This is a genomic window from Bacillus sp. KICET-3, assembly GCF_033261025.1.
Classification (GTDB): Bacteria; Bacillota; Bacilli; order Bacillales; family Bacillaceae; genus Bacillus; species Bacillus sonorensis.
On sequence record NZ_CP137345.1, the window covers coordinates 2,282,097 to 2,301,030 of the forward strand.

Annotated in this window: 24 protein-coding genes and 1 pseudogene; 18 read left to right on the plus strand and 7 right to left on the minus strand. The window is 44.1% G+C overall.

Features of this window, described 5'->3' with window-relative positions:
• Window positions 1-106 precede the first annotated feature (106 nt).
• The 4 genes and pseudogenes from R5H20_RS11610 to R5H20_RS11625 all read left to right on the plus strand — a co-directional run bounded on the left by R5H20_RS11610 (window position 107) and on the right by R5H20_RS11625 (window position 3,307).
• A pseudogene (locus tag R5H20_RS11610) lies at window positions 107-504 on the plus strand (manganese catalase family protein).
• An 88-nt stretch (window positions 505-592) separates the two neighbouring features.
• Window positions 593-1,393, plus strand: coding sequence for a DUF2935 domain-containing protein (locus tag R5H20_RS11615; RefSeq protein WP_006637014.1), 801 nt, complete (start codon window positions 593-595; stop codon window positions 1,391-1,393).
• Window positions 1,394-2,051: 658 nt separating this feature from the next.
• Window positions 2,052-2,351: a hypothetical protein gene (locus tag R5H20_RS11620; RefSeq protein WP_006637015.1), complete on the plus strand. Its 300-nt coding sequence runs from the start codon at window positions 2,052-2,054 to the stop codon at window positions 2,349-2,351.
• Window positions 2,352-2,701: 350 nt separating this feature from the next.
• A complete protein-coding gene (locus R5H20_RS11625; RefSeq protein ID WP_006637016.1) occupies window positions 2,702-3,307 on the plus strand; it encodes a TetR/AcrR family transcriptional regulator in 606 nt (201 codons plus the stop codon).
• 91 nt (window positions 3,308-3,398) lie between these two features.
• Here R5H20_RS11625 and R5H20_RS11630 read toward each other — a convergent pair whose 3' ends face one another.
• Complete coding sequence (locus R5H20_RS11630; RefSeq protein ID WP_100244879.1) at window positions 3,399-3,938, minus strand: AAA family ATPase; 540 nt, start codon at window positions 3,936-3,938, stop codon at window positions 3,399-3,401.
• Window positions 3,939-4,132: 194 nt separating this feature from the next.
• On the opposite strand from R5H20_RS11630, the gene R5H20_RS11635 reads away from it, so the two are divergent.
• From R5H20_RS11635 to R5H20_RS11655, 5 genes are all read left to right on the plus strand, one after another.
• On the plus strand, window positions 4,133-4,294 hold the full coding sequence (locus R5H20_RS11635) for a hypothetical protein (protein WP_006637018.1): 162 nt from the start codon (window positions 4,133-4,135) through the stop codon (window positions 4,292-4,294).
• Window positions 4,266-5,093 carry a prohibitin family protein gene (locus R5H20_RS11640; RefSeq protein WP_006637019.1) on the plus strand — a complete coding sequence of 276 codons (828 nt, stop codon included), beginning with the start codon at window positions 4,266-4,268 and terminating at the stop codon, window positions 5,091-5,093. The genes R5H20_RS11635 and R5H20_RS11640 overlap by 29 nt, the downstream gene beginning before the upstream one ends.
• Window positions 5,094-5,163: 70 nt before the next feature.
• The gene (locus tag R5H20_RS11645) at window positions 5,164-5,928 is read left to right on the plus strand and encodes a hypothetical protein (RefSeq protein WP_006637020.1); all 765 of its coding nucleotides are present in this window, start codon (window positions 5,164-5,166) and stop codon (window positions 5,926-5,928) included.
• Window positions 5,929-5,996: 68 nt separating this feature from the next.
• Entirely contained in the window at window positions 5,997-6,836 is an 840-nt protein-coding gene (locus R5H20_RS11650) for a thymidylate synthase (protein WP_006637021.1), read from the plus strand.
• 266 nt (window positions 6,837-7,102) lie between these two features.
• Window positions 7,103-9,535 carry a peptidase G2 autoproteolytic cleavage domain-containing protein gene (locus tag R5H20_RS11655; protein WP_006637022.1) on the plus strand — a complete coding sequence of 811 codons (2,433 nt, stop codon included), beginning with the start codon at window positions 7,103-7,105 and terminating at the stop codon, window positions 9,533-9,535.
• A 329-nt stretch (window positions 9,536-9,864) separates the two neighbouring features.
• Here R5H20_RS11655 and lexA read toward each other — a convergent pair whose 3' ends face one another.
• Window positions 9,865-10,488 carry a transcriptional repressor LexA gene (lexA, locus tag R5H20_RS11660; RefSeq protein WP_006637023.1) on the minus strand — a complete coding sequence of 208 codons (624 nt, stop codon included), beginning with the start codon at window positions 10,486-10,488 and terminating at the stop codon, window positions 9,865-9,867.
• A 156-nt stretch (window positions 10,489-10,644) separates the two neighbouring features.
• Here lexA and yneA point away from each other — a divergent pair, with 156 nt between their 5' ends.
• From yneA to R5H20_RS11690, 6 genes are all read left to right on the plus strand, one after another.
• A complete protein-coding gene (gene yneA, locus R5H20_RS11665) occupies window positions 10,645-10,956 on the plus strand; it encodes a cell division suppressor protein YneA (protein WP_006637024.1) in 312 nt (103 codons plus the stop codon).
• Window positions 10,957-10,976: 20 nt separating this feature from the next.
• On the plus strand, window positions 10,977-11,639 hold the full coding sequence (locus R5H20_RS11670; RefSeq protein ID WP_006637025.1) for a YneB family resolvase-like protein: 663 nt from the start codon (window positions 10,977-10,979) through the stop codon (window positions 11,637-11,639).
• 47 nt (window positions 11,640-11,686) lie between these two features.
• Window positions 11,687-11,920 (plus strand): DUF896 domain-containing protein, encoded by a 234-nt coding sequence (locus tag R5H20_RS11675; RefSeq protein ID WP_006637026.1) that lies wholly within the window; start codon window positions 11,687-11,689, stop codon window positions 11,918-11,920.
• A gap of 176 nt (window positions 11,921-12,096) precedes the next feature.
• Complete coding sequence (gene tkt / locus R5H20_RS11680; RefSeq protein ID WP_006637027.1) at window positions 12,097-14,100, plus strand: transketolase; 2,004 nt, start codon at window positions 12,097-12,099, stop codon at window positions 14,098-14,100.
• A gap of 164 nt (window positions 14,101-14,264) precedes the next feature.
• A complete protein-coding gene (gene sirA / locus R5H20_RS11685; protein ID WP_006637028.1) occupies window positions 14,265-14,705 on the plus strand; it encodes a sporulation inhibitor of replication protein SirA in 441 nt (146 codons plus the stop codon).
• Window positions 14,706-14,789: 84 nt separating this feature from the next.
• Entirely contained in the window at window positions 14,790-15,008 is a 219-nt protein-coding gene (locus R5H20_RS11690) for a YneF family protein (protein WP_003182236.1), read from the plus strand.
• Window positions 15,009-15,089: 81 nt separating this feature from the next.
• Here the strand turns inward: R5H20_RS11690 and R5H20_RS11695 are convergent, their stop codons facing one another.
• On the minus strand, window positions 15,090-15,254 hold the full coding sequence (locus R5H20_RS11695) for an aspartyl-phosphate phosphatase Spo0E family protein (RefSeq protein ID WP_006637029.1): 165 nt from the start codon (window positions 15,252-15,254) through the stop codon (window positions 15,090-15,092).
• 244 nt (window positions 15,255-15,498) lie between these two features.
• On the opposite strand from R5H20_RS11695, the gene R5H20_RS11700 reads away from it, so the two are divergent.
• From R5H20_RS11700 to R5H20_RS11710, 3 genes are all read left to right on the plus strand, one after another.
• Window positions 15,499-16,206, plus strand: a complete 708-nt coding sequence (locus R5H20_RS11700) for a cytochrome c biogenesis protein CcdA (protein WP_006637030.1) — start codon at window positions 15,499-15,501, stop codon at window positions 16,204-16,206.
• A gap of 54 nt (window positions 16,207-16,260) precedes the next feature.
• Window positions 16,261-16,626, plus strand: a complete 366-nt coding sequence (locus R5H20_RS11705) for a response regulator (protein WP_006637031.1) — start codon at window positions 16,261-16,263, stop codon at window positions 16,624-16,626.
• Window positions 16,627-16,704: 78 nt separating this feature from the next.
• Window positions 16,705-17,199 (plus strand): CcdC family protein, encoded by a 495-nt coding sequence (locus R5H20_RS11710; RefSeq protein WP_087962490.1) that lies wholly within the window; start codon window positions 16,705-16,707, stop codon window positions 17,197-17,199.
• A gap of 36 nt (window positions 17,200-17,235) precedes the next feature.
• Here the strand turns inward: R5H20_RS11710 and R5H20_RS11715 are convergent, their stop codons facing one another.
• The 4 genes from R5H20_RS11715 to sspO form a co-directional block, all read right to left on the minus strand.
• Complete coding sequence (locus R5H20_RS11715; RefSeq protein ID WP_006637033.1) at window positions 17,236-17,664, minus strand: DUF2621 domain-containing protein; 429 nt, start codon at window positions 17,662-17,664, stop codon at window positions 17,236-17,238.
• A 217-nt stretch (window positions 17,665-17,881) separates the two neighbouring features.
• On the minus strand, window positions 17,882-18,256 hold the full coding sequence (locus R5H20_RS11720) for an Hsp20/alpha crystallin family protein (RefSeq protein WP_006637034.1): 375 nt from the start codon (window positions 18,254-18,256) through the stop codon (window positions 17,882-17,884).
• A gap of 189 nt (window positions 18,257-18,445) precedes the next feature.
• Complete coding sequence (locus R5H20_RS11725) at window positions 18,446-18,592, minus strand: small acid-soluble spore protein P (protein ID WP_006637035.1); 147 nt, start codon at window positions 18,590-18,592, stop codon at window positions 18,446-18,448.
• 29 nt (window positions 18,593-18,621) lie between these two features.
• Window positions 18,622-18,768 carry a small acid-soluble spore protein SspO gene (gene sspO, locus R5H20_RS11730; RefSeq protein WP_003182252.1) on the minus strand — a complete coding sequence of 49 codons (147 nt, stop codon included), beginning with the start codon at window positions 18,766-18,768 and terminating at the stop codon, window positions 18,622-18,624.
• Window positions 18,769-18,934: the final 166 nt, after the last annotated feature.

Below are 18,934 nucleotides of genomic sequence, written 5' to 3' on the forward strand. Positions count from 1 at the left end.
TCTGCCCAGGCCGGTTTCGCCGCTTTGCCGGCTTCAAGGACTTGTGTACCAAGGCTCCTTCTGTACAATCAGACCCATCAGACATACACCTGTTTTTTTCTTTCTCATAAGGTATCGGGAAAGGAGCGGTTCCTATGTTTTTCATATTAAAGAATTGCAGTATCATGCAAAACCCGACAAGCCCGATGCCTTGTTCGCCAAAAAGCTCCAAGAAATTTTAGGGGGCCAATTTGGGGAACTGGCGATTAAAGAATTAGAAGCAAAAGAAAATGTCGTCGTTTCCAGCACCTTCCCTAGAAATCTTGAGAAAAGAGAAGTGTCCCGTGTTTTATTTAATTTCTCCAGAGGAAATGAAAGTGCCGCTGGAAGATGGGCAAAGGGCCGAAGCATAGATGGCGAAGGGGTGTTTCATATGTAGAACATCCGCAGCCGCTTGCCAAAAAACCCGTTTTAAGACCAGCTCCGCCTTATATTCATGACACGCCGCCTCCACACCTCTATTAATTAATAGAATCACAGCTTGCATTGATCATAATTCAAGCCGACGGCGAATAGCCATAATGAAGAATGGTTATGAAAGGGAGGCGCGGTCTTGAAAACATTTCAGGAAACGGCAGTCTTTGAACACAAATTCTGGCTTCAGGTTTTGGGGGATCATGCCCGTTTTATTCTTGATTCTTTGGCGGAAAAAGAAAAGGATGACATTCAGCAGGCGAAGCGGTTCAAGCAAACGTTTGATGTGCTGTTGAAGAAAGTAAATACTTCTGCCGATTTGTATTCGCTCACATTGGAAGCGGAGGAATATACCCTCAGCTTCAGAAAATTCAAGCTTTCTCTGATTAGAAGGCACTTAACAGGCGATATTAGGATTCACCTTTCACCAACATTTATCAATCATATGGTAAATGAACTCGAGGAGTATTTACTTGTCATGAAATATCTGAAAAAGCGGGAAGTCCCGCCCATTTTTCATGAATTGCACCATCATATGCTGTGGCTGATGGATGCAGCGGGACATGCGGGGGCGATCAGCGACGATCTCGACGCGGTTGAAAAACGGCTGAAAAAACAAAGCCGGGGTTTTGTGAAGCACTTTGAACAGTTTTATCTGAAATCTGTGGAGCTGACAGGCTACCTTAGAGCCAATGTTGAATCATTTCCAGCCCTCAGAAAAATGAACGAAGACATCAAGCTTGAGATCGAATTGTTCCGTACTTTTTTACATGAGATAGAGGAATTGGAGTTGACCGATCAAATGCTTGGGACTTTTTCAGCCCTGATGGCAGACCATATGGCGAGGGAAGAATGCTATTATTTAATGAAAATCGCTGAATCGACAAATACGGAAAAGCCAGCGTGCGATCCTGCAAAACCGCGGCTGCAGGAAAAATAAAGCGTACATATGTATGCTTTTTTATGTTTCATTTGTTAAAGAAATCCATTTTACTTCCGATGTACAAAATAGGACAGACATGTTTTGGGGTAAAAGAAAAATATAGAAAACGGACCATTCATGTTCAAAATCAATGAAAGGAGGGAGCCCGCAGACTACCGGGAAACGAACGAAAAAAACGGCTGACCGCTTTTTTCCGGCAGCGCAATCGGCTATAAAAGTAAGTTTGTGGTAACAACAAATGGGTATTGATGAAACAGACTTAAAGCGGCGAAAGTATCGATTTTTCCGTTCCGGTAAATCTCTTGATCATCTCAGCGCCAGAAAACCGCCCGTCATGCGAGCAATATGGTGGACGAAGGCGTTGCACGACGACAGCAACATTAAGGGAAGAGGTGCTTTCCCAAACAGGAGAGCGCTTTGGCACCTGTCACACTGCGGAAACCATCCGGCTATAGAGGATTCGCCATACACAAAAGGATAGATGTTATATAAAATCCATCGACATCCAATTGCGTAGTTTTAAAAGCGGTTCATTATGCTTCAACGGTGCTTTTTTGACGGAGATCGCGACTTTACCTTTGTCTATGAAACAGATAACATGTAGTCAAAAGCCGGGATACCGATCAGTCTGTCCTGAATATGGAGGTCTAACAAGGTGAAGGAAGAGCAAAGCGTCATTTCCGTTATTTCTTATCATAAAACAGAAAAGATCATCAAATACAATCAGCAAAAATATGTGAAAACACAGCACTGTCTCCGTTTATACAAAGATCGAGTCCAAAGCGCAAGCCATCAATTTGATTTGGAAAATATCAATGATATGTCATACAGGCCGTTCACTGACGCCGGTCTGCTTTATCTCCATACAAATCAAGGGGTCTTCGCCTATGAGGTCAACGGTGACCCGGATCATTTTATCAATTCCTATAAAAGACTGAAATGTTTCATTAAATAAATTAGAATATATATGAATTTTTTAGCATTAAATGTTAGAATGGATGCCGGGAATTTTATTAAAACAAAACAAGGGAGAAATTCGTCGTCAAGAAGTACCTTCAAGCATAAATTTACATACCGTTTGGCCTTGTTCAATTCATTGGAGATAACGGGCTTATGTCACTTGGCGTAGTTCGCTTGACACTGCTATGCTTGATAAAAGAGCGTCTGTCCAGGCTGTTGGCGTATCGTAATCATTAAGCGTTTTTTACAGTTATGATTCTATCAAAAATGGAATGGTGCTTAACGCTTATTGCTTTTCTAAATACATACCCATTCACTTTCAATCAGAAAAGAGAGGACAGCTTAATGAAAAAGAATACACTGAATACGGTCCGAAAAATCATAGATGCGGGCTGCCGTTTGTTTGCTCAAAATGGCTATTCGGCAACCTCTGTTGATGAAATCATGAAGGAAGCCGGTTATTCGAAAGCCACATTTTATTTGTACTTTAAGTCTAAAGAGACGTTATTTTTACATATTGTGAACGAGCAAATGGAAGAACGCTTTCAGATCAGCATGAAATGCTTTCGGAAGAAGACTTTAAGGGGACTGTTAACAGGTATCGAGCAATTGATTCAAAAAACGAATAAAGAGCATACGACAGCTTTATTTATGGAATTTATGGCAAACAGTCACAGATATCCTGAAATCCAGAAGAAGGTCGCACTATTATATGAACAATGGAGAGAGTTTTTTGTTGTGCTGATCGAGCAGCTGCAGAAGGAAGGCATCGTTCAAACCCAGATTCCTCCAAGAGTAATGGCATCGACGATGATCGCGATTTTTAGCGGCTATAATCATCAGAATCACGCAGATCCCTCGATCAACAAACAGGAACAGCTGCAATCCATCATCTATTTGCTCAATCCAACCATTTATTCACAAATAAAAAATAAAATCTTCAATACATAACCAATGTTTTGAACAGCCGGCGCTTGTCAAGAGGCTGCTGACTTTGTCTGCAGCCTTGCATTGTCTCAGAATTCCCCGGGTCATCAGCGTGTCATACAAGGCGCGCCTCAGATTCTGCCCGTTTGATAATGTCATTCAGCGTTTCTTCAGGCGTCAAATCAGATGAATCGATCCAAAGCCCTATTCTCGGATTTTCATTTTTCATGATGTTTTCAAGCGCTTCAACTTCCCAGATAATGTAGCCTGTTTTACTGCGCTTTTTCTCTCTCTTCAACAAAACGTCAATTTTTGGATTCAGCGTAATGAAGTACAGCGGCTTTGCTTCAAACAGGTCAAGAAAAGAATAGACCTCTTTTCCCAAGTAAACATCCTGCAGCACAACTGCAAATCCGCTTTTGTAGTACATGTCTGCAACTTTTGCCGCTATATGGTAGCGAAGCCTCAATTGTTCTACTGCGGCTTGAGGGCTTTCAGGCGCCATATCGATTCCTCCTGTTACAATCATTTTCCGAAATATATCTCCGCGTACATGGACTCCCTGATCAAATTGTTCTGCCAGCATCTGCGCAATCGTAGATTTTCCTGAGGCCATAAGTCCGGTTATGATATAAACGCCTTTTTTAAGCATCATGGGATTCCTCCTTATTGAAATATTCGTCACTCTGCCCGAAAAGCAGCAATTTAGGGGGGCTTTGCTATAAATTCTCTAAAGCTTTCAGCAATCCTCCAGACGGCTTTAAAAAAATGAAACTTTAAGTTCATATGAACGTAAATATAAGCAGGATGAAAAGTCATACTGCATTCTAAACTCAAGGGGGGAGAAACATGAAAGTTATGATTGGTTCGATCATTTTGCTGTTCATCATCGGGTTTGGAGTATGGCTTATGCTAAGTCCGCTTTTTCAAAAAATCGGAAGAGGGGCAAGTAAAATCAAGAAAACACTGGAGGATGACACGGATGAAAGAACAACAAACGAAAAAGAATAAAAGCAAAGCATTGCTTGGCGGAATAATCGTTGGCATTGCCTTGATTGCAGGGGGATTCCTGGCATCGTTATTTATCGAAAAAATACCAAACGGCTACGTTGGCGTTGTATACTCTCCAAACGGCGGCGTCAAATCAGAAACACTTGATCAAGGGTGGCATTTCGTCGGACTGTTTGACAAGGTGACAGAGTACCCGGTCAGAATGCAGACGGTAAACAACCAGGATATCCAGGTGGCCACCTCTGACGGAAAAAACATTTCTATGGACATTGCCTATAACTATGTCGTTCAGCCTGATAAAGTCGTGGAATTGTTTAATAAATTCGGAGCCGTCGATATCCAATCAATTGAGAACAGCTATCTGAAAACAAGACTGTGGGACGCGGCGAGAAAATCGATTTCAAAATACTCAGTCATTGATACGTACGGACAAAAGTCATCTGATGCCGCCGCTGAGGTGCAAAAAACGTTTGCCGATGATATGAAAAGGCTCGGTTTTGTCATTGACGATTTAACCCTGGGCGTACCAAAGCCTGACAAGGCAACACAAGAAGCGATTGACGCACGCGTCAAATCATCACAGGAGCTGGAAAGAACGCAGACAGAACTCAAGATAGCCGAAGCGGAAGCGAAAAAGAAAAAGATCGAAGCAGAAGGTATTGCCGAGTATAATGACATTATCAAAAAATCAATGTCTGACGAAATGATTCAGTACCAATGGATACAAAAGTGGGACGGAAAAATGCCGAAGGCTACGGGTTCAAATGCTTTAATCCAGCTCCCAAAGGATGAGAAATAAGTTTTCTATGAAAAATCCCTTATTGACTAAGGGTTTTTTCGCGTTCGAATAAAAACAGAGGAGTGATCGAATGCAGGCTTCGAAAAACATCCTTTCGACATGGCGGAAATTTGACCGTTTTCCGATGGAAACGTTGACAAAAGCGTGGTTTTATCAGCAGGCCGGGAATCGGAAGCAGCGCGAGGTATCTTTGATGAAAGAGCATTACCGGCAATTCGGCATTTCAGGCAATTGTTTCGACCTCGCGATTTGGCTGCTTGATGAATTTAGCAAAGAGGGGATTGAAGCTTATCCGATCGGCCATCATTTCAAAACGGAAGATGCGCATGCAGCGGTGATCGCACTCGATGAAAGAGGACGGCGGTTTTTATGCGATTTAGGAGACCAGTGGCTGCAGCCGATTTTAGTGGATATTGAGAGTGAAGACTATACAAACGAGAAGCTGAGCGGCTTTTTTCCGGCTGCACAGGTTCAAATCACGCCTGTCCACAGCCATATTGAAGTCGTCTACCACAGGCCGAACGGAAAAACGTCAAAACAAGGCTATAACCCTGAACCTGTTGAGATGAAGCTTTTTTTAGAAGCCGCCGAATATTCGCAACGTACATTCAATCGAGAGCCGTTATTGGAGTGCAGGGTCCCGTATCAAGATGAAACCGCGCATTGGGAGTTCTGCGACTGGAGCAGCTGGTTGAGCACAAGCCGGGGAATAGTCAATGAACCGGCTCCGGATACAATAGAGGGATGGGTTGAAAACATTCATCATATGGCCGGATATGACAAACATGTTTTGCGTGAAGCTTTGGAAATTTATAAGTTCAACTTATTCACGTAAGATTTTTCTATTGAAAAAAACTCATTTTATTCATATCATTTGGAAAGAGAAGAAGAGGAGAGGATATCATGAGCCACTATGATCAGCAATACAACGCAATCATTCAAAACATTATGGACAACGGCATTTCTGATAAAGAGTATGATGTGCGGACAAGGTGGGATTCAGACGGCACACCGGCCCATACTTTGAGCGTCATGAGCCAGAAAATGCGTTTTGATAATTCAGAGGTTCCGATTTTGACAACGAAAAAAGTGGCATGGAAAACGGCGATTAAAGAATTGCTGTGGATCTGGCAGCTTAAATCCAATGACGTGCAAGTGCTGAATGATATGGGTGTACATATTTGGGACCAGTGGAGACTGAAGGACGGCACGATCGGTGCGGCATACGGGTATCAATTGGCAAAGAAAAACAGAGCGCTAAACGGCCAAAAAGTAGATCAGGTCGATTATTTGCTCCATCAATTAAAGCACAATCCGTCGTCACGCAGACATATCACAATGCTGTGGAATCCGGATGATTTGGATGAGATGGCGCTGACGCCTTGCGTGTATGAAACGCAATGGTATGTTAAGGAAGGAAAACTATCATTGGAAGTAAGAGCAAGGAGCAATGATATGGCTTTGGGGAATCCGTTCAATGTGTTTCAATATAATGTGCTGCAGCGGATGATTGCCCAAGTGCTCGGCTACGAGCTTGGGGAGTATATTTTTAATATCGGCGACTGCCACATCTACACCCGCCATATTGATCATTTGCGCATTCAGCTGAAGCGCGAGCAGCATGAAGCGCCAAAACTTTGGATCAATCCGGATGTAAAAGATTTTTATGATTTTACGATTGATGATTTTAAATTGATCGATTATAAGCACGGTGAAAAGCTGACATTTGAAGTGGCAGTATGAAAAGGGGCGGTCATTCCGCTTTTTTACAGACTCCGGGAGGAATTGCAGCGAGGAAAAAATTGCAGGTTTTACATGAAAGGATGGGGTACCATAAATGTTCTCCATCTTTTTTTACGAATCATCATGTTTGGCAGAGGAGTTTTGACCATGGACGGCTAATTATAACTTTGAAAAAGAAGGCGGAAATTACTGATCCTGTAATGAAAGACCGCGGTTTTTCCGCCCCACATTTCAACGCTTATATTATAAGAAAGAGGTGTCTTTTAATGGTCAATTTCAAGAAACCTTCTGATCTGTCTCTACATGCGGGATTGCGGACTCGTATTGATGAGGATTCCTTTGCACTTACAGAAATGGAGCAGCTCAAAGCAAGGATGGATAATCTTATACAGCATGCAGGGACTTCTCAAAGCGTTGAAGTAACAGATGCAAGGGTGACGGCTGAAGGCGAGATCACCTCGGTGTTAAAAGAGCGGCTTGACAAGGAATATGAAAAGCTTCTCAGCAAAATCACCCGGGAGGTAAATGTCGAAGATTTTGGAGCCGTTGCCGATGGAAGAGATAATACAGAAGCGTTTCGCAAAGCGATTGGCAATGGACACGTCAAAATAAACGTTCCGGCAGGCGTATATCTCGTTCAGGGAATCAAGCTTCCGTCCTGGACGTATTTTGTCGGACAAGGAAAAGGCGTAACTGTCATTAAACTTCATGAAGATGCACCCGCATATGAATGGGTGATCACAAATGATGATTATCAAAATGGGAACCGAAATATTTTCGTCCAGGGGATGACATTGGACTGGAATCCGGACAGGCAAGGCGGGGTAAGAAATCCCGGCGGGCAGTATTCAAGCTGTTTAACGCTTGCCAAAGTGGAGTTCGGCTGGATCAAAGATGTCGAAGCCGTCAATGCAGGTCTTCACGGCATTGACATTACGTCGCCGACATATGATCATTCTCCTGAAACCGACTGGACAAAGGACGGCTCGAAATATATTTGGATCGATAATTGTGTGGCATATGGCGCGGGTGATGACGGGATCACAACGCATTACAGCGAATACATTTTTATTTCAAACTGTCATTCGGCAAATCCGCGCGGGACAGAGCATGCCGAAGGGGCGTCCAACTCCAATGGGATAGAAATTGACGACGGTTCCAAGCATGTCTGGCTTTTGAATAATGTTACAAGCGGAAACATCCGCGGGGTTGAGGTCAAAGCGCACGACATGTGGCCGGCTTCTCAAAACGTCCATATTATCGGGCATGTCTCATACCGCGATACCCGTGCATTTGACCTTCGCCATATCGGCCATCATCAGGCTACAGATCCTGAAAGCACCACAGCGTACGATGTCACGCTTATTGATTGCACGGCTGTCGAACCGGTCTTTAACTCGCTGTATGATGGCATAACGCCAAGGGCACTCGTTATTTCAGCATATAAGAATGTTTATGTAAGCGGATTCACAGCGATCGGCAATCCGGAATACGACTATGGAGGCAATCCGGTGGTAGCCTTGCAGTACCGCAGTCAAAACATCACGATCAACGGCATCAAAATCCGCGGATTTAAAAAGGCCGGCGTCGATATCAATCTGTCAGGCGGGGCAAATAAAACCGATCATGTCAAAATTTCAAACTTCGATATTTATCATTCCGCTCCAAAAGGAATCTCGATTGGCGGCGGGCTTTATAATGTCAATATTATGAATGGAACGATGATAGCCGATGGCGGTACAGTAGGAATTCAGACACCGAACAGCCAGGCCGTGGTCGTCGGCGTTCTCGCAGAGGGGTATGATGCGGCTGCATCCATTAAAGGGCAAACCTACCAGCAGGTACCCGTCAGCTTAAAGGGCGGAGCGCAAATTGCCACCACCTCAGGCTTTGCGTTTGAGCCATCAAGCGCCGTCATCGCAGGAACAGGCGATATTACGGCCAAAGGCGAAAGAAATGCCGTCATCGGGTCTTCAGGCGGTTCCAGCACAGAGGGCTCCCGCGCCTTTATCACCGCTTCAAACAACTCTCATATTAAAGGAAACAGCGTATCCAGAACGATACTGTCCTCTGAAAGCATTACGCTTGAAGAGCCGTACACAGTAGCCGGGGGATACCAGTCAATTAAATGGCTTCTGGATTCCCTTTACGGGAATGGAACATTTGCGGGTTCTGTCAGGTCTTCCTTAACCGGATACGGAGAGTATTTTGAAAGTGAAAACGGGCAGCTCATCGAAACAGGCACCATTGTGGCGTTAAGAGGAGAAAAAATCGCACCGGCCCAAGCAGGGGATGACATGCTGGGGGTTATTTCGGAAACGGTCGCTTTTATTTCGGGAGAATTGGGGTTCGCCCGGCAGGAACGCTATTTGACGAACGAATTCGGCGGATTGATTGAAGAGAACGCGATTGATGAAGAAACAGGGGAGACGATTCGCATCCCGAAAATAAATCCCGACTTTGATGAAACTCTGGAAGCGAGCCGTTTTCTGCGGGCTGCCGGAGACCAATGGCATGTCGTTGGCCTTTTGGGACGGCAGTATGTACGGATTGACGGCACGGTACAACAAGGCGATTACATCAAGGCGCTTAACGGAATCGGGACAAGGGCTGGCGCAGGTTCTTGGAAAGTGATGAAAATAACCGCTCCTTACAGCCTTGAAAAAGGATACGGGATCGCGCTTGTCATGATTAAATAGCGGGCAAGACGGGCAGAAGAGACATTTCTCCATATTTCATTCACAACTGGAGTGCCAAACATTCACTATCGGGAGAGATCGGCGGGACATGCTGAGCTAGATGGCAAGGGCAGGTTCCGGGGCCGGCAGTTCCGGCGAAGCCTAAAAAAAGTTTCCTTTATGCAACTTTTTTGTTGACTGGAAATATGATATCGGAGATAATGATGTTGTAAGCATATTATGAATTCCTCTTTTCAGGTTCATCCTCCCAAAACGGGTCCGGATATGAACCTGATTTTTTTATGCAAAAAAGCTGCCGGAATAACCGGCAGCAAGAAGAGCTTCCCCTTTTAATGGACGGTGCGGAAAACGCCGATCACTTTTCCGAGAATGGTTACATTTTGCAGAATGATCGGCTCCATCGTCGGGTTCTCCGGCTGCAGGCGGATATGGTTCGCTTCCTTGAAAAACCGTTTGACGGTCGCTTCATCGTCCTCGGTCATGGCGACGACGATGTCACCGTTGTTTGCCGTGTTCTGCTGTTTCACAATCACATAGTCTTTATCCAATATTCCTGCGTCTATCATGCTTTCCCCCATAATCTCCAGCATGAAAACATGCTCGTCCGGCGGAGCCAGGCGATCCGGAAGCGGAAAGTACTCCTCGATATTTTCGACGGCGGTAATCGGTGTTCCGGCCGTCACCTTTCCGATGACGGGAACATTGACAACCTGGTTTTTCGGAATGTGGACTCCTTCTTCAGTGTCCAGGATTTCAATCGCTCTCGGCTTTGTCGGGTCCCTTCTGATCAGCCCCTTTGTTTCAAGCCTTGCCAAATGGCCGTGTACGGTTGAACTTGATGCCAGGCCGACCGCTTCGCCAATCTCCCTCACGGAAGGCGGATAGCCTTTGCGCTTCACTTCTTCCTTTATGAAACGCAAAATATCAAGTTGTCTTTTTGATAGCTTCGTCATGTTTTGCACCTCAAAACGTCGATTTTAGCTAGATTATAGCATGTTTTTCCTTTGAGTACAAACATAGGTTCGAAAAAAACGATTGACAGAAACATTTGTTCGTATGTATACTGAAGTCACTAAAAGCGAACAAATATTCTGTTTGAGGTGATCGATTTGAAAAAAGAATCATTCATTTTCGTTAGTCTCTTTACCGTCGGGATTAGCATTTGTATTCTGTTTATGTCTTTTGCCGCTAAGATCGAAGAAAACAAGCAATATGTTAAAATAGAAGTTCAAGAAGGGGATTCGTTATGGGGGCTGGCAGACCGCATTCAAGGAGGAAAAGCCGCCGACAGGCAAAAATTCATCGAGTGGGTTGCCGAACAAAACGATTTGCCGACATCCGTTATCCAACCCGGCGATGTTTTAGTCGTGCCGGTAACCAAGCAGCACTCTGACCAATATCAGCTGGCTGTGGTAGAGTAACAGGAATGGGGGGGATTTCCGTGAATGCGATTATATACACCAGGGTGAGCACGGCGAAAGAACAGCAGGAGACCTCCTTAAAACGGCAGGAAGAAGAGCTTGCAATGCTTGCCGCCGAGCACGGGATGACCGTTTTGAAAGTCATTTCCGAACAGGCGAGCGGATATGAGCTGGATCGCGACGGCGTCCTCGATTTGCTTGAAGAGATAAAAACGTCTGATGTCGACGCCGTTTTAATTCAGGATGACACGCGGCTCGGCAGAGGCAATGCAAAAATCGCGCTGCTTCACTGTTTATATAAAGAAGGTGTCCAAATCTACACATTGGCCCACAGGGGACAGCTGGAACTTTCAGAAGCAGACTCAATGGTTTTGGAGATTGTCGGCATTGTGGAAGAATATCAGCGGAAGATCCATAATCTGAAAATAAAAAGGGGCATGAAAAAAGCGGTCGAAAACGGATACCGTCCGGAGAAAAACTTGAAAAATCAGCATGAAGGAACCGGCAGGGAGCGGATAGAAGCCCCGTTGTCGGAAATCATCAGGCTGAGGGAAAACAAGCTGACGTTTGCCGAGATTGCAGCGGTTCTAAGAGGTTTTGGCTACAGCATTTCCAAAGCAACTGTTCACCGCCGCTACCAGGAATTTAAAGAGGGCGGATCAGACCAATCTGTTGTCAAATGAGAGCGAATTTAGTAGTATGAAGATTAAACAGATTAAAGGAGTTTACCATGATTTCTAAAGAAAAAATAGCCAGAATTAAAGAGCTTGCCAAAAAATCAAAAACTGGCTCTTTAACAGACGAAGAAAAAGCCGAACAGCAGCAGCTTCGCCAAGAATATCTGAAGGGAGTCCGCGCATCTATGAAAAATACTTTGAAAAACGTAACGATCGTAGATCCGGAGGGCAATGATGTAACTCCCGAAAAGCTGAAAAAGGAAAAAAGAAGCCGCAGGCTGCATTAATTTCAGGGAATACGCCAATATCGTATTCCCTTTTTGTATATACTATTGATGAACAATAAGGAAAGCATGACAAAAATTCATGATTTTTTCATTCAGCTTTTGAGCTGAAATGGTTGTGAAAACTGATGGGTAGATTTATGATAAGAAAGTAGAGTACATACAGGAAGGGGATAAAAATGAAAACGATTGAATTAAAGTCTGTAGCAACGATACGAACACTATCCATAGATGCTATCGAAAAAGCCAAATCCGGCCATCCAGGCATGCCGATGGGGGCTGCTCCAATGGCTTATGCGCTTTGGACTAAAATGATGAATGTAAACCCTGAGAATCCTAATTGGTTCAACAGAGACCGCTTTGTGCTATCTGCCGGACACGGTTCTATGCTGTTGTACAGCATGCTTCATTTAAGCGGATATGACGTTTCAATGGATGACTTAAAGAATTTCCGGCAATGGGGCAGCAAAACGCCTGGGCACCCTGAATTTGGACATACTCCTGGGGTTGATGCGACGACAGGCCCGCTTGGACAAGGAATCGCAATGGCGGTCGGTATGGCTCTTGCAGAACGCCACCTTGCGGAAACTTATAATCGTGACGAGTATCGTGTTGTCGACCATTATACATACAGCATTTGCGGTGACGGAGACTTAATGGAAGGAATATCATCAGAAGCGGCTTCTCTTGCTGGCCATCTGAAGCTCGGCCGTTTAATCGTGCTGTATGATTCCAACGATATTTCCCTTGACGGAGAGCTGAACCGCTCCTTCTCCGAAAATGTCAAGCAGCGCTTTGAAGCGATGAACTGGGAAGTACTCTATGTGGAAGACGGAAATAATATTGCTGAAATTACAGCAGCCCTTGAAAAGGCGAAGCAAAATGAGAAGCAGCCGACATTAATTGAAGTAAAAACAACGATCGGCTACGGTTCTCCAAACCGTGCGGGAACTTCAGGCGTTCACGGCGCTCCTCTTGGCTCAGAAGAGGCCAAGCTGACGAAAGAAGCATACGAGTGGACATATGAAGAAGATTTTTATGTTCCTTCCGAAGTGTACGACCACTTCCGTGAAACGGTAAAAGAAGACGGCAAACGCAAAGAGCAGGAATGGAACGAGCTCTTCTCCGCCTATAAAAAAGCTTATCCTGATCTTGCGGAGCAGCTGGAATTAGGCATAAAAGGAGATCTCCCGTCTGGCTGGGATAAAGAAATTCCTGTATATGAAAAAGGAAGCAGCCTTGCTTCCCGCGCTTCATCAGGAGAAGTGCTGAACGGGATTGCAAAACAAGTTCCATTTTTCTTTGGCGGTTCCGCCGATTTGGCCGGCTCCAATAAAACAACGATCAAAAACGGCGGCGATTTTTCAGCGAAGGACTATGCCGGCAGAAACATTTGGTTCGGCGTTCGCGAATTTGCGATGGGGGCCGCTTTAAACGGGATGGCTCTCCATGGCGGTCTGCGGGTATTTGCAGGCACATTCTTCGTCTTCTCAGACTACTTGAGACCGGCGATTCGCCTTGCTGCACTTATGGGACTTCCGGTCACATATGTATTTACCCATGACAGCATCGCGGTGGGAGAAGACGGCCCGACGCACGAGCCGATTGAACAGCTTGCATCGCTTCGCGCTCTTCCAAACCTGTCTGTCATCAGACCTGCGGACGGAAATGAAACAGCTGCTGCATGGAAGCTTGCGCTGCAATCGAAAGATCAGCCGACCGCTCTCGTACTGACGCGCCAAAACCTGCCGACGATCGACCAGTCTGGCCAAGCGGCATATGAAGGCGTTGAAAGAGGAGCCTATGTCGTTTCAAAATCTCAAAATGAAAAACCCGCCGCGATTCTCCTTGCGAGCGGATCAGAGGTCGGACTTGCGGTCGACGCACAAAGCGAACTCCGCAAAGAAGGCATTGACGTATCTGTCGTCAGCGTTCCGTCTTGGGACCGCTTCGACAAGCAGCCTCAAGATTACAAAAACGCTGTTCTTCCGTCTGATGTGACGAAGCGTCTTGCAATTGAAATGGGTTCCCCGCTAGGATGGGACAAATACACGGGCACTGAAGGAGATATTCTCGCCATCGATCAATTTGGTGCATCCGCTCCTGGAGAAACCATTATGAAGGAATACGGCTTTACGGCAGAAAACGTGGCAGACCGCGTGAAAAAACTTTTACAAAAATAATTAACAAATAGAGAAGAGAATGATCTTGATGATCATTCTCTTTTTTGGTTTTCGACAAAATTAGTCCCTTCTTTTATCATCATCAGACAATTATTTCTTGTCCCCTCTTGTATAATAGAAGACATATATCATCAGAATCGTGATACCGAGGGGGATGAGCAGGGATGGAACGCCATTATTATACGTATCTGATTGAAGAGGAATTTGCCAGCCACTATTTTGGGAAGGAATCTGTCATGTTCAAGCTTTTCTATGATTATCATTGGACAAGCCCCGAGGAAACAAAATCTCAGCTGGCTTCCAGGCAAATCGAGTATATTACAAAGCCGATTCCGGTTTCTCATATCCACAAAAGGCTTAAAATGAACCTCAGCAGAGCGGAATATACACAGGTTGACTGTATTTACAGACTGCTGGTTCCGGAGGGCAGCGCTTCTTTTATTATGAAAGATCGCTATATCGAAATTTTAGCAAACGGCAAGTTCGATGTGGAAACCGTCTTTTTTGAAATATTAAGGAAAGTAAGCCCTTGTTTTCTCGCAATGGATTTTGGTATGAAGCGCTACGGATGGCTGAACCCCGTCAAAGAAAGAAATTTTATATAAAAAAAAGAATTTGGACTGTAAATGTTGTATAATAGCCTTTGGTTTAGTACACTTTATACGAGACAACATGAAGGAGGAAGTTAAATGGATTTATGGGTTGTCATCCTAGTGGGCGTTTTGGCATTGCTCGCAGGAGTTGCACTTGGATTTTTCATCGCTCGTAAATATATGATGAACTATTTGAAAAAGAATCCGCCAATTAATGAACAAATGTTACGTATGATGATGATGCAGATGGGCATGAAGCCGTCGCAAAAGAAAATTAACCAAATGATGAAAGCCATGGAAAATCAAACGAAATAATACGAATGCGATTATGACATAGAAGGAACATGGTTATAAAATAAAAAACCCGCTTTCTGGGTTTTTTATTTTGATCTATAATTATTGGGTGCTGCCGCTGAGCGATAGTTTTTGGTATTCCAAGAGAAGGATATCCAGCTGCTGGCTGTGCTGAAGGGTAACATGTGATGTCATGCCGTTTGTCATGACGATTTGCAGCAGCTCTTTTCTTTTTTCCTCAATTTCATGAAGCAGGTTTTCTTTCATCACAGAAATTTATCCTTTCTTCTGTATAACTCATCTTTTCCGATGCCTACTAAATGCTATTATATCCATATATAGGTTTCTTTTCAATTCTAAAGGTGAGAAGGGGAAATTGCCAAAATTGATTATATAAATGAATTCGGAAAATCGAAATCCTTTTTGGTGATATGTTAGGAAATTGAAATGGAAATGTCATAAGAGATGATTTTTCTGTATGATATTCCAATAGATGGAAGGAGGAGGGGGAATGGCAGATATTAATTATGTGCTGGCTTTCGGCGCCGGATTCCTATCGTTTATTTCACCTTGCTGTCTGCCGCTGTATCCGGCATTTTTATCCTACATTACAGGTGTCAGCATGAGAGAAATCCATACAGACAGGCTTATGCTGCAAAAGAGAAGCCTGCTGCATACGGTGTTTTTTCTGATTGGCTTTTCGGTTATTTTTGTTGCCCTGGGCTACGGGACATCGCTTATCGGCTCTTTTTTTAAAGAGTACCACAATCTGATCAGGCAGCTTGGCGCTATATTGATTGTCTTTTTCGGTTTTGTCACGCTGGGCGTTTTTAAGCCGGCGTTTTTAATGAAGGAACGGCGTCTCCAATTGAAAAACAGGCCGGGCGGGCTCCTGGGGTCCGTCGGCATTGGAATGGCATTTGCGGCCGGCTGGACGCCGTGCACGGGGCCGATATTGGCAGCCGTTATCGCGCTGGCCGGTACCAATCCGGTATCTGCAGTGCCATATATGCTGCTTTACGCGCTTGGATTCAGCCTGCCGTTTTTGCTGCTGTCCTTTTTCATTTCAAAGATGAAATGGTTCCGCAATCATCAGCTTTTGATCATGAAGATTGGAGGAGCCGCCATGGTTTTGATCGGAGTCCTTTTGTTTTTTGACTGGATGACGAAAATCATCATTGTGTTATCAGAGCTGTTCGGCGATTTTAGGGGCTTTTAGAAGCCTTTTTGGATATGGATTTTGCTATAATCAATCGTGATGTTGGAGGGGAGTATGACAAGGGTATTAATTGTTGATGACACAAAATTTATGAGAGACAAAATCAGAGAAATACTTGAAACGGAGAACTTTCAAGTCGCAGGGGAAGCCGGGAATGGAAAAGACGCCGTACTGTTGTACCAAAAGCTGAGACCGGACTTGGTGATCATGGACATTACGATGCCTGTGAAAAACGGAATCGAAGCGTTAAAGGAAATGATCGAGATTGATCCGAAAGTAAAGGTGATTATGTGTACGGCCATGCGCCAGCAGCGGATTGTCGTCGAAGCGATCGAGGCCGGGGCAAAAGACTTTATTGTCAAACCTTTTGAAGAGGCAAAAGTGCTGGAAGCCATTCGGCTTGTATTGGGTAACGCATAAGCCAGGCAACCGCAGGATTGGTTTTTTTCTCCGTTTTGGAGTATAGTAACAAGTAGAGAAATTCGCTTAGATAAAGGGATGATATGTATGATGATTGTGGTTTCATCTATACTTGCTGTCTTGATGGCCGTCATTGTCATGGCTGTCAGAATCAAGTCATCTGAAAAACCGGCTACGGCCAAAAAAATTATTTTGCCGCCGATCTTTATGAGCACAGGCGCTTTGATGTTTTTATTTCCAATGTTTCATGTTACAGGGGCAGAATTTTTGGAAGCCATAACCGTAGGAATGTTTTTTTCGATTTTCTTGATTAAAACATCGAAATTTGAAATCAGGGAAGATAAGATTTACTTGAAGCGCTCCAAGGCATTTGTATTTATTTTAATCGCCCTGCTTGTGATCCGGATCGGCATGAAAAGCATTCTGAGCACATCGATTGATTACGGGGCGCTCAGCGGAATGTTTTGGATTCTGGCTTTTGGGATGATCGTTCCATGGCGTATCGCCATGTATTTATCCTTCAGAAAACTTTCAAGTCAACTCGACTCGGCGAACAATATACAGGTGAACTAAAACAAAACCTTTCCGCACATCAGGAAAGGTTTTGTTTTATTTAAAAAGCGCTTGATATGGAGAATGATCAATATTTTTTTCTTTCAGGCGTTTGAGAAGAAACTTATGATCCCTTTTCGGTGTGGCCATAATATAGCCTCTGACGATTAAATCTTTATTGATTGAACGGGCGTTTTCTTTCAAAGCCAATTCACCGATTTTCCCGGCGATTTTCGCTTTGGCGATATCGCGAAACAACTCGGGAACCGGAGAAACAAGCTCATCAAGCAAATCTTTTTCTTCTTGTTTCCACATGTGTCTTGTCTGTTCAATGTAGTAGTCCTGCCAGTCAAGCTCTGACTTTCCGTCCTCTTTTGGAAGGCGCTTTAAAAATTTGCGAAACATGAAAAATCCGCCGATCGATAAAAGGACGACCATCGTGACGATCCAAAACAGCATCAGCCATAAAAACCAACCTTCCAGCATCTATCATCACTCCTTTATCTACAGACTATTTTACATGAACCACATTTAGAAGAACATAGAAAAAATATTATAAACTGGTGATAACACCTAATCAAAAGAGTTGCTAGAACATAGTCTATTGTATAGCAACTCTCCTTTTCGGCCATGGGGGATTGCTAGAGGATATTTGGCGGGTGAACGGAAAAACCCCGTCCGGGCTAGCCAGACGGGGTTCTTTTTATTCTTGGAAAGGAATATTGAAAGAAACAGAAGCTTCATCTTGGCTTCCTTGTTTGTTGATTTTAACAGAGAGGATATGATTTTGATATTCGGTTTCAATTTGTTTGTCATTGAGGAAAAAAGGAAGCATCATGGTCTTTTCGTAAGCCTGTTCATCGGTTTTAACAGAAAGTGTGAAATCATAACCTGAAAATGTCATGTGAAGGTTGGCGGGGGTTATATTGGTTAAATCTGCTTCAATTATATAGGCTGTACTCGTTTCATACAGATCAAGCGGAATGGTTTCATCATAAAGGGCAAAAGGATCATCAAAAAACTGCTTCAGCCATTCTTCATCAAATTCCGAGGAATCGGACCGTTTCACGTTTGTCATTGAAGCATTCCTCCATACCTAGCCTTATGATAAGCTATGCGCGGTTTTGAATATTTGTGAAAAGACTTCCGGGCAGCAAGGCTGGAGATCATTAGGGGACGGACCGCTTGCCATCTGTGCGGGCGTTCGCTGTTGCCGGAGGAGAACTCAGCCTGCGGACAAGCTTTAGCTGGCGCAGGCTGTTTCATCTTACATATCGTGATGTGAGTTGTGTTTTTGCCTTGTGTGGTTGCGGTTTTTTACTTTTTTGCTTCCGCTCAGCGGTTCAGGCTGGCCGGGCTGAGCGCCTTTCGGTGCATTTTTGCGCATATCTTTGCCGTCATTTTTGTTTGTCAATGCTTTGACCTCCTTGGACTGTAGGATCGTTACTGATTCGTTTTGCGCTTTTTATTGTTCTGGCGTTCGGCTTCGGTCAGGATGTGCTGATCATTCTCAATATAGCCTGCGCCATTCCCTTGTCTTTTTGCATTGTTCATCCCGTTTATGACATGGTTTGCTTTTCGTTTTGCCAATGCGATCACCTCAGACTGTAGTATATCCGCGCTCACCGCTTTGTATAAAAAAATGTATTTCCAATAAAATAAACTTTTTTAAAAGTATAAGGCATTCTTATTGAATTTAATAAAAACATTGATATTTACTTATGTTTAAAATTGTTTTAAGATTAAATTGTGAGAA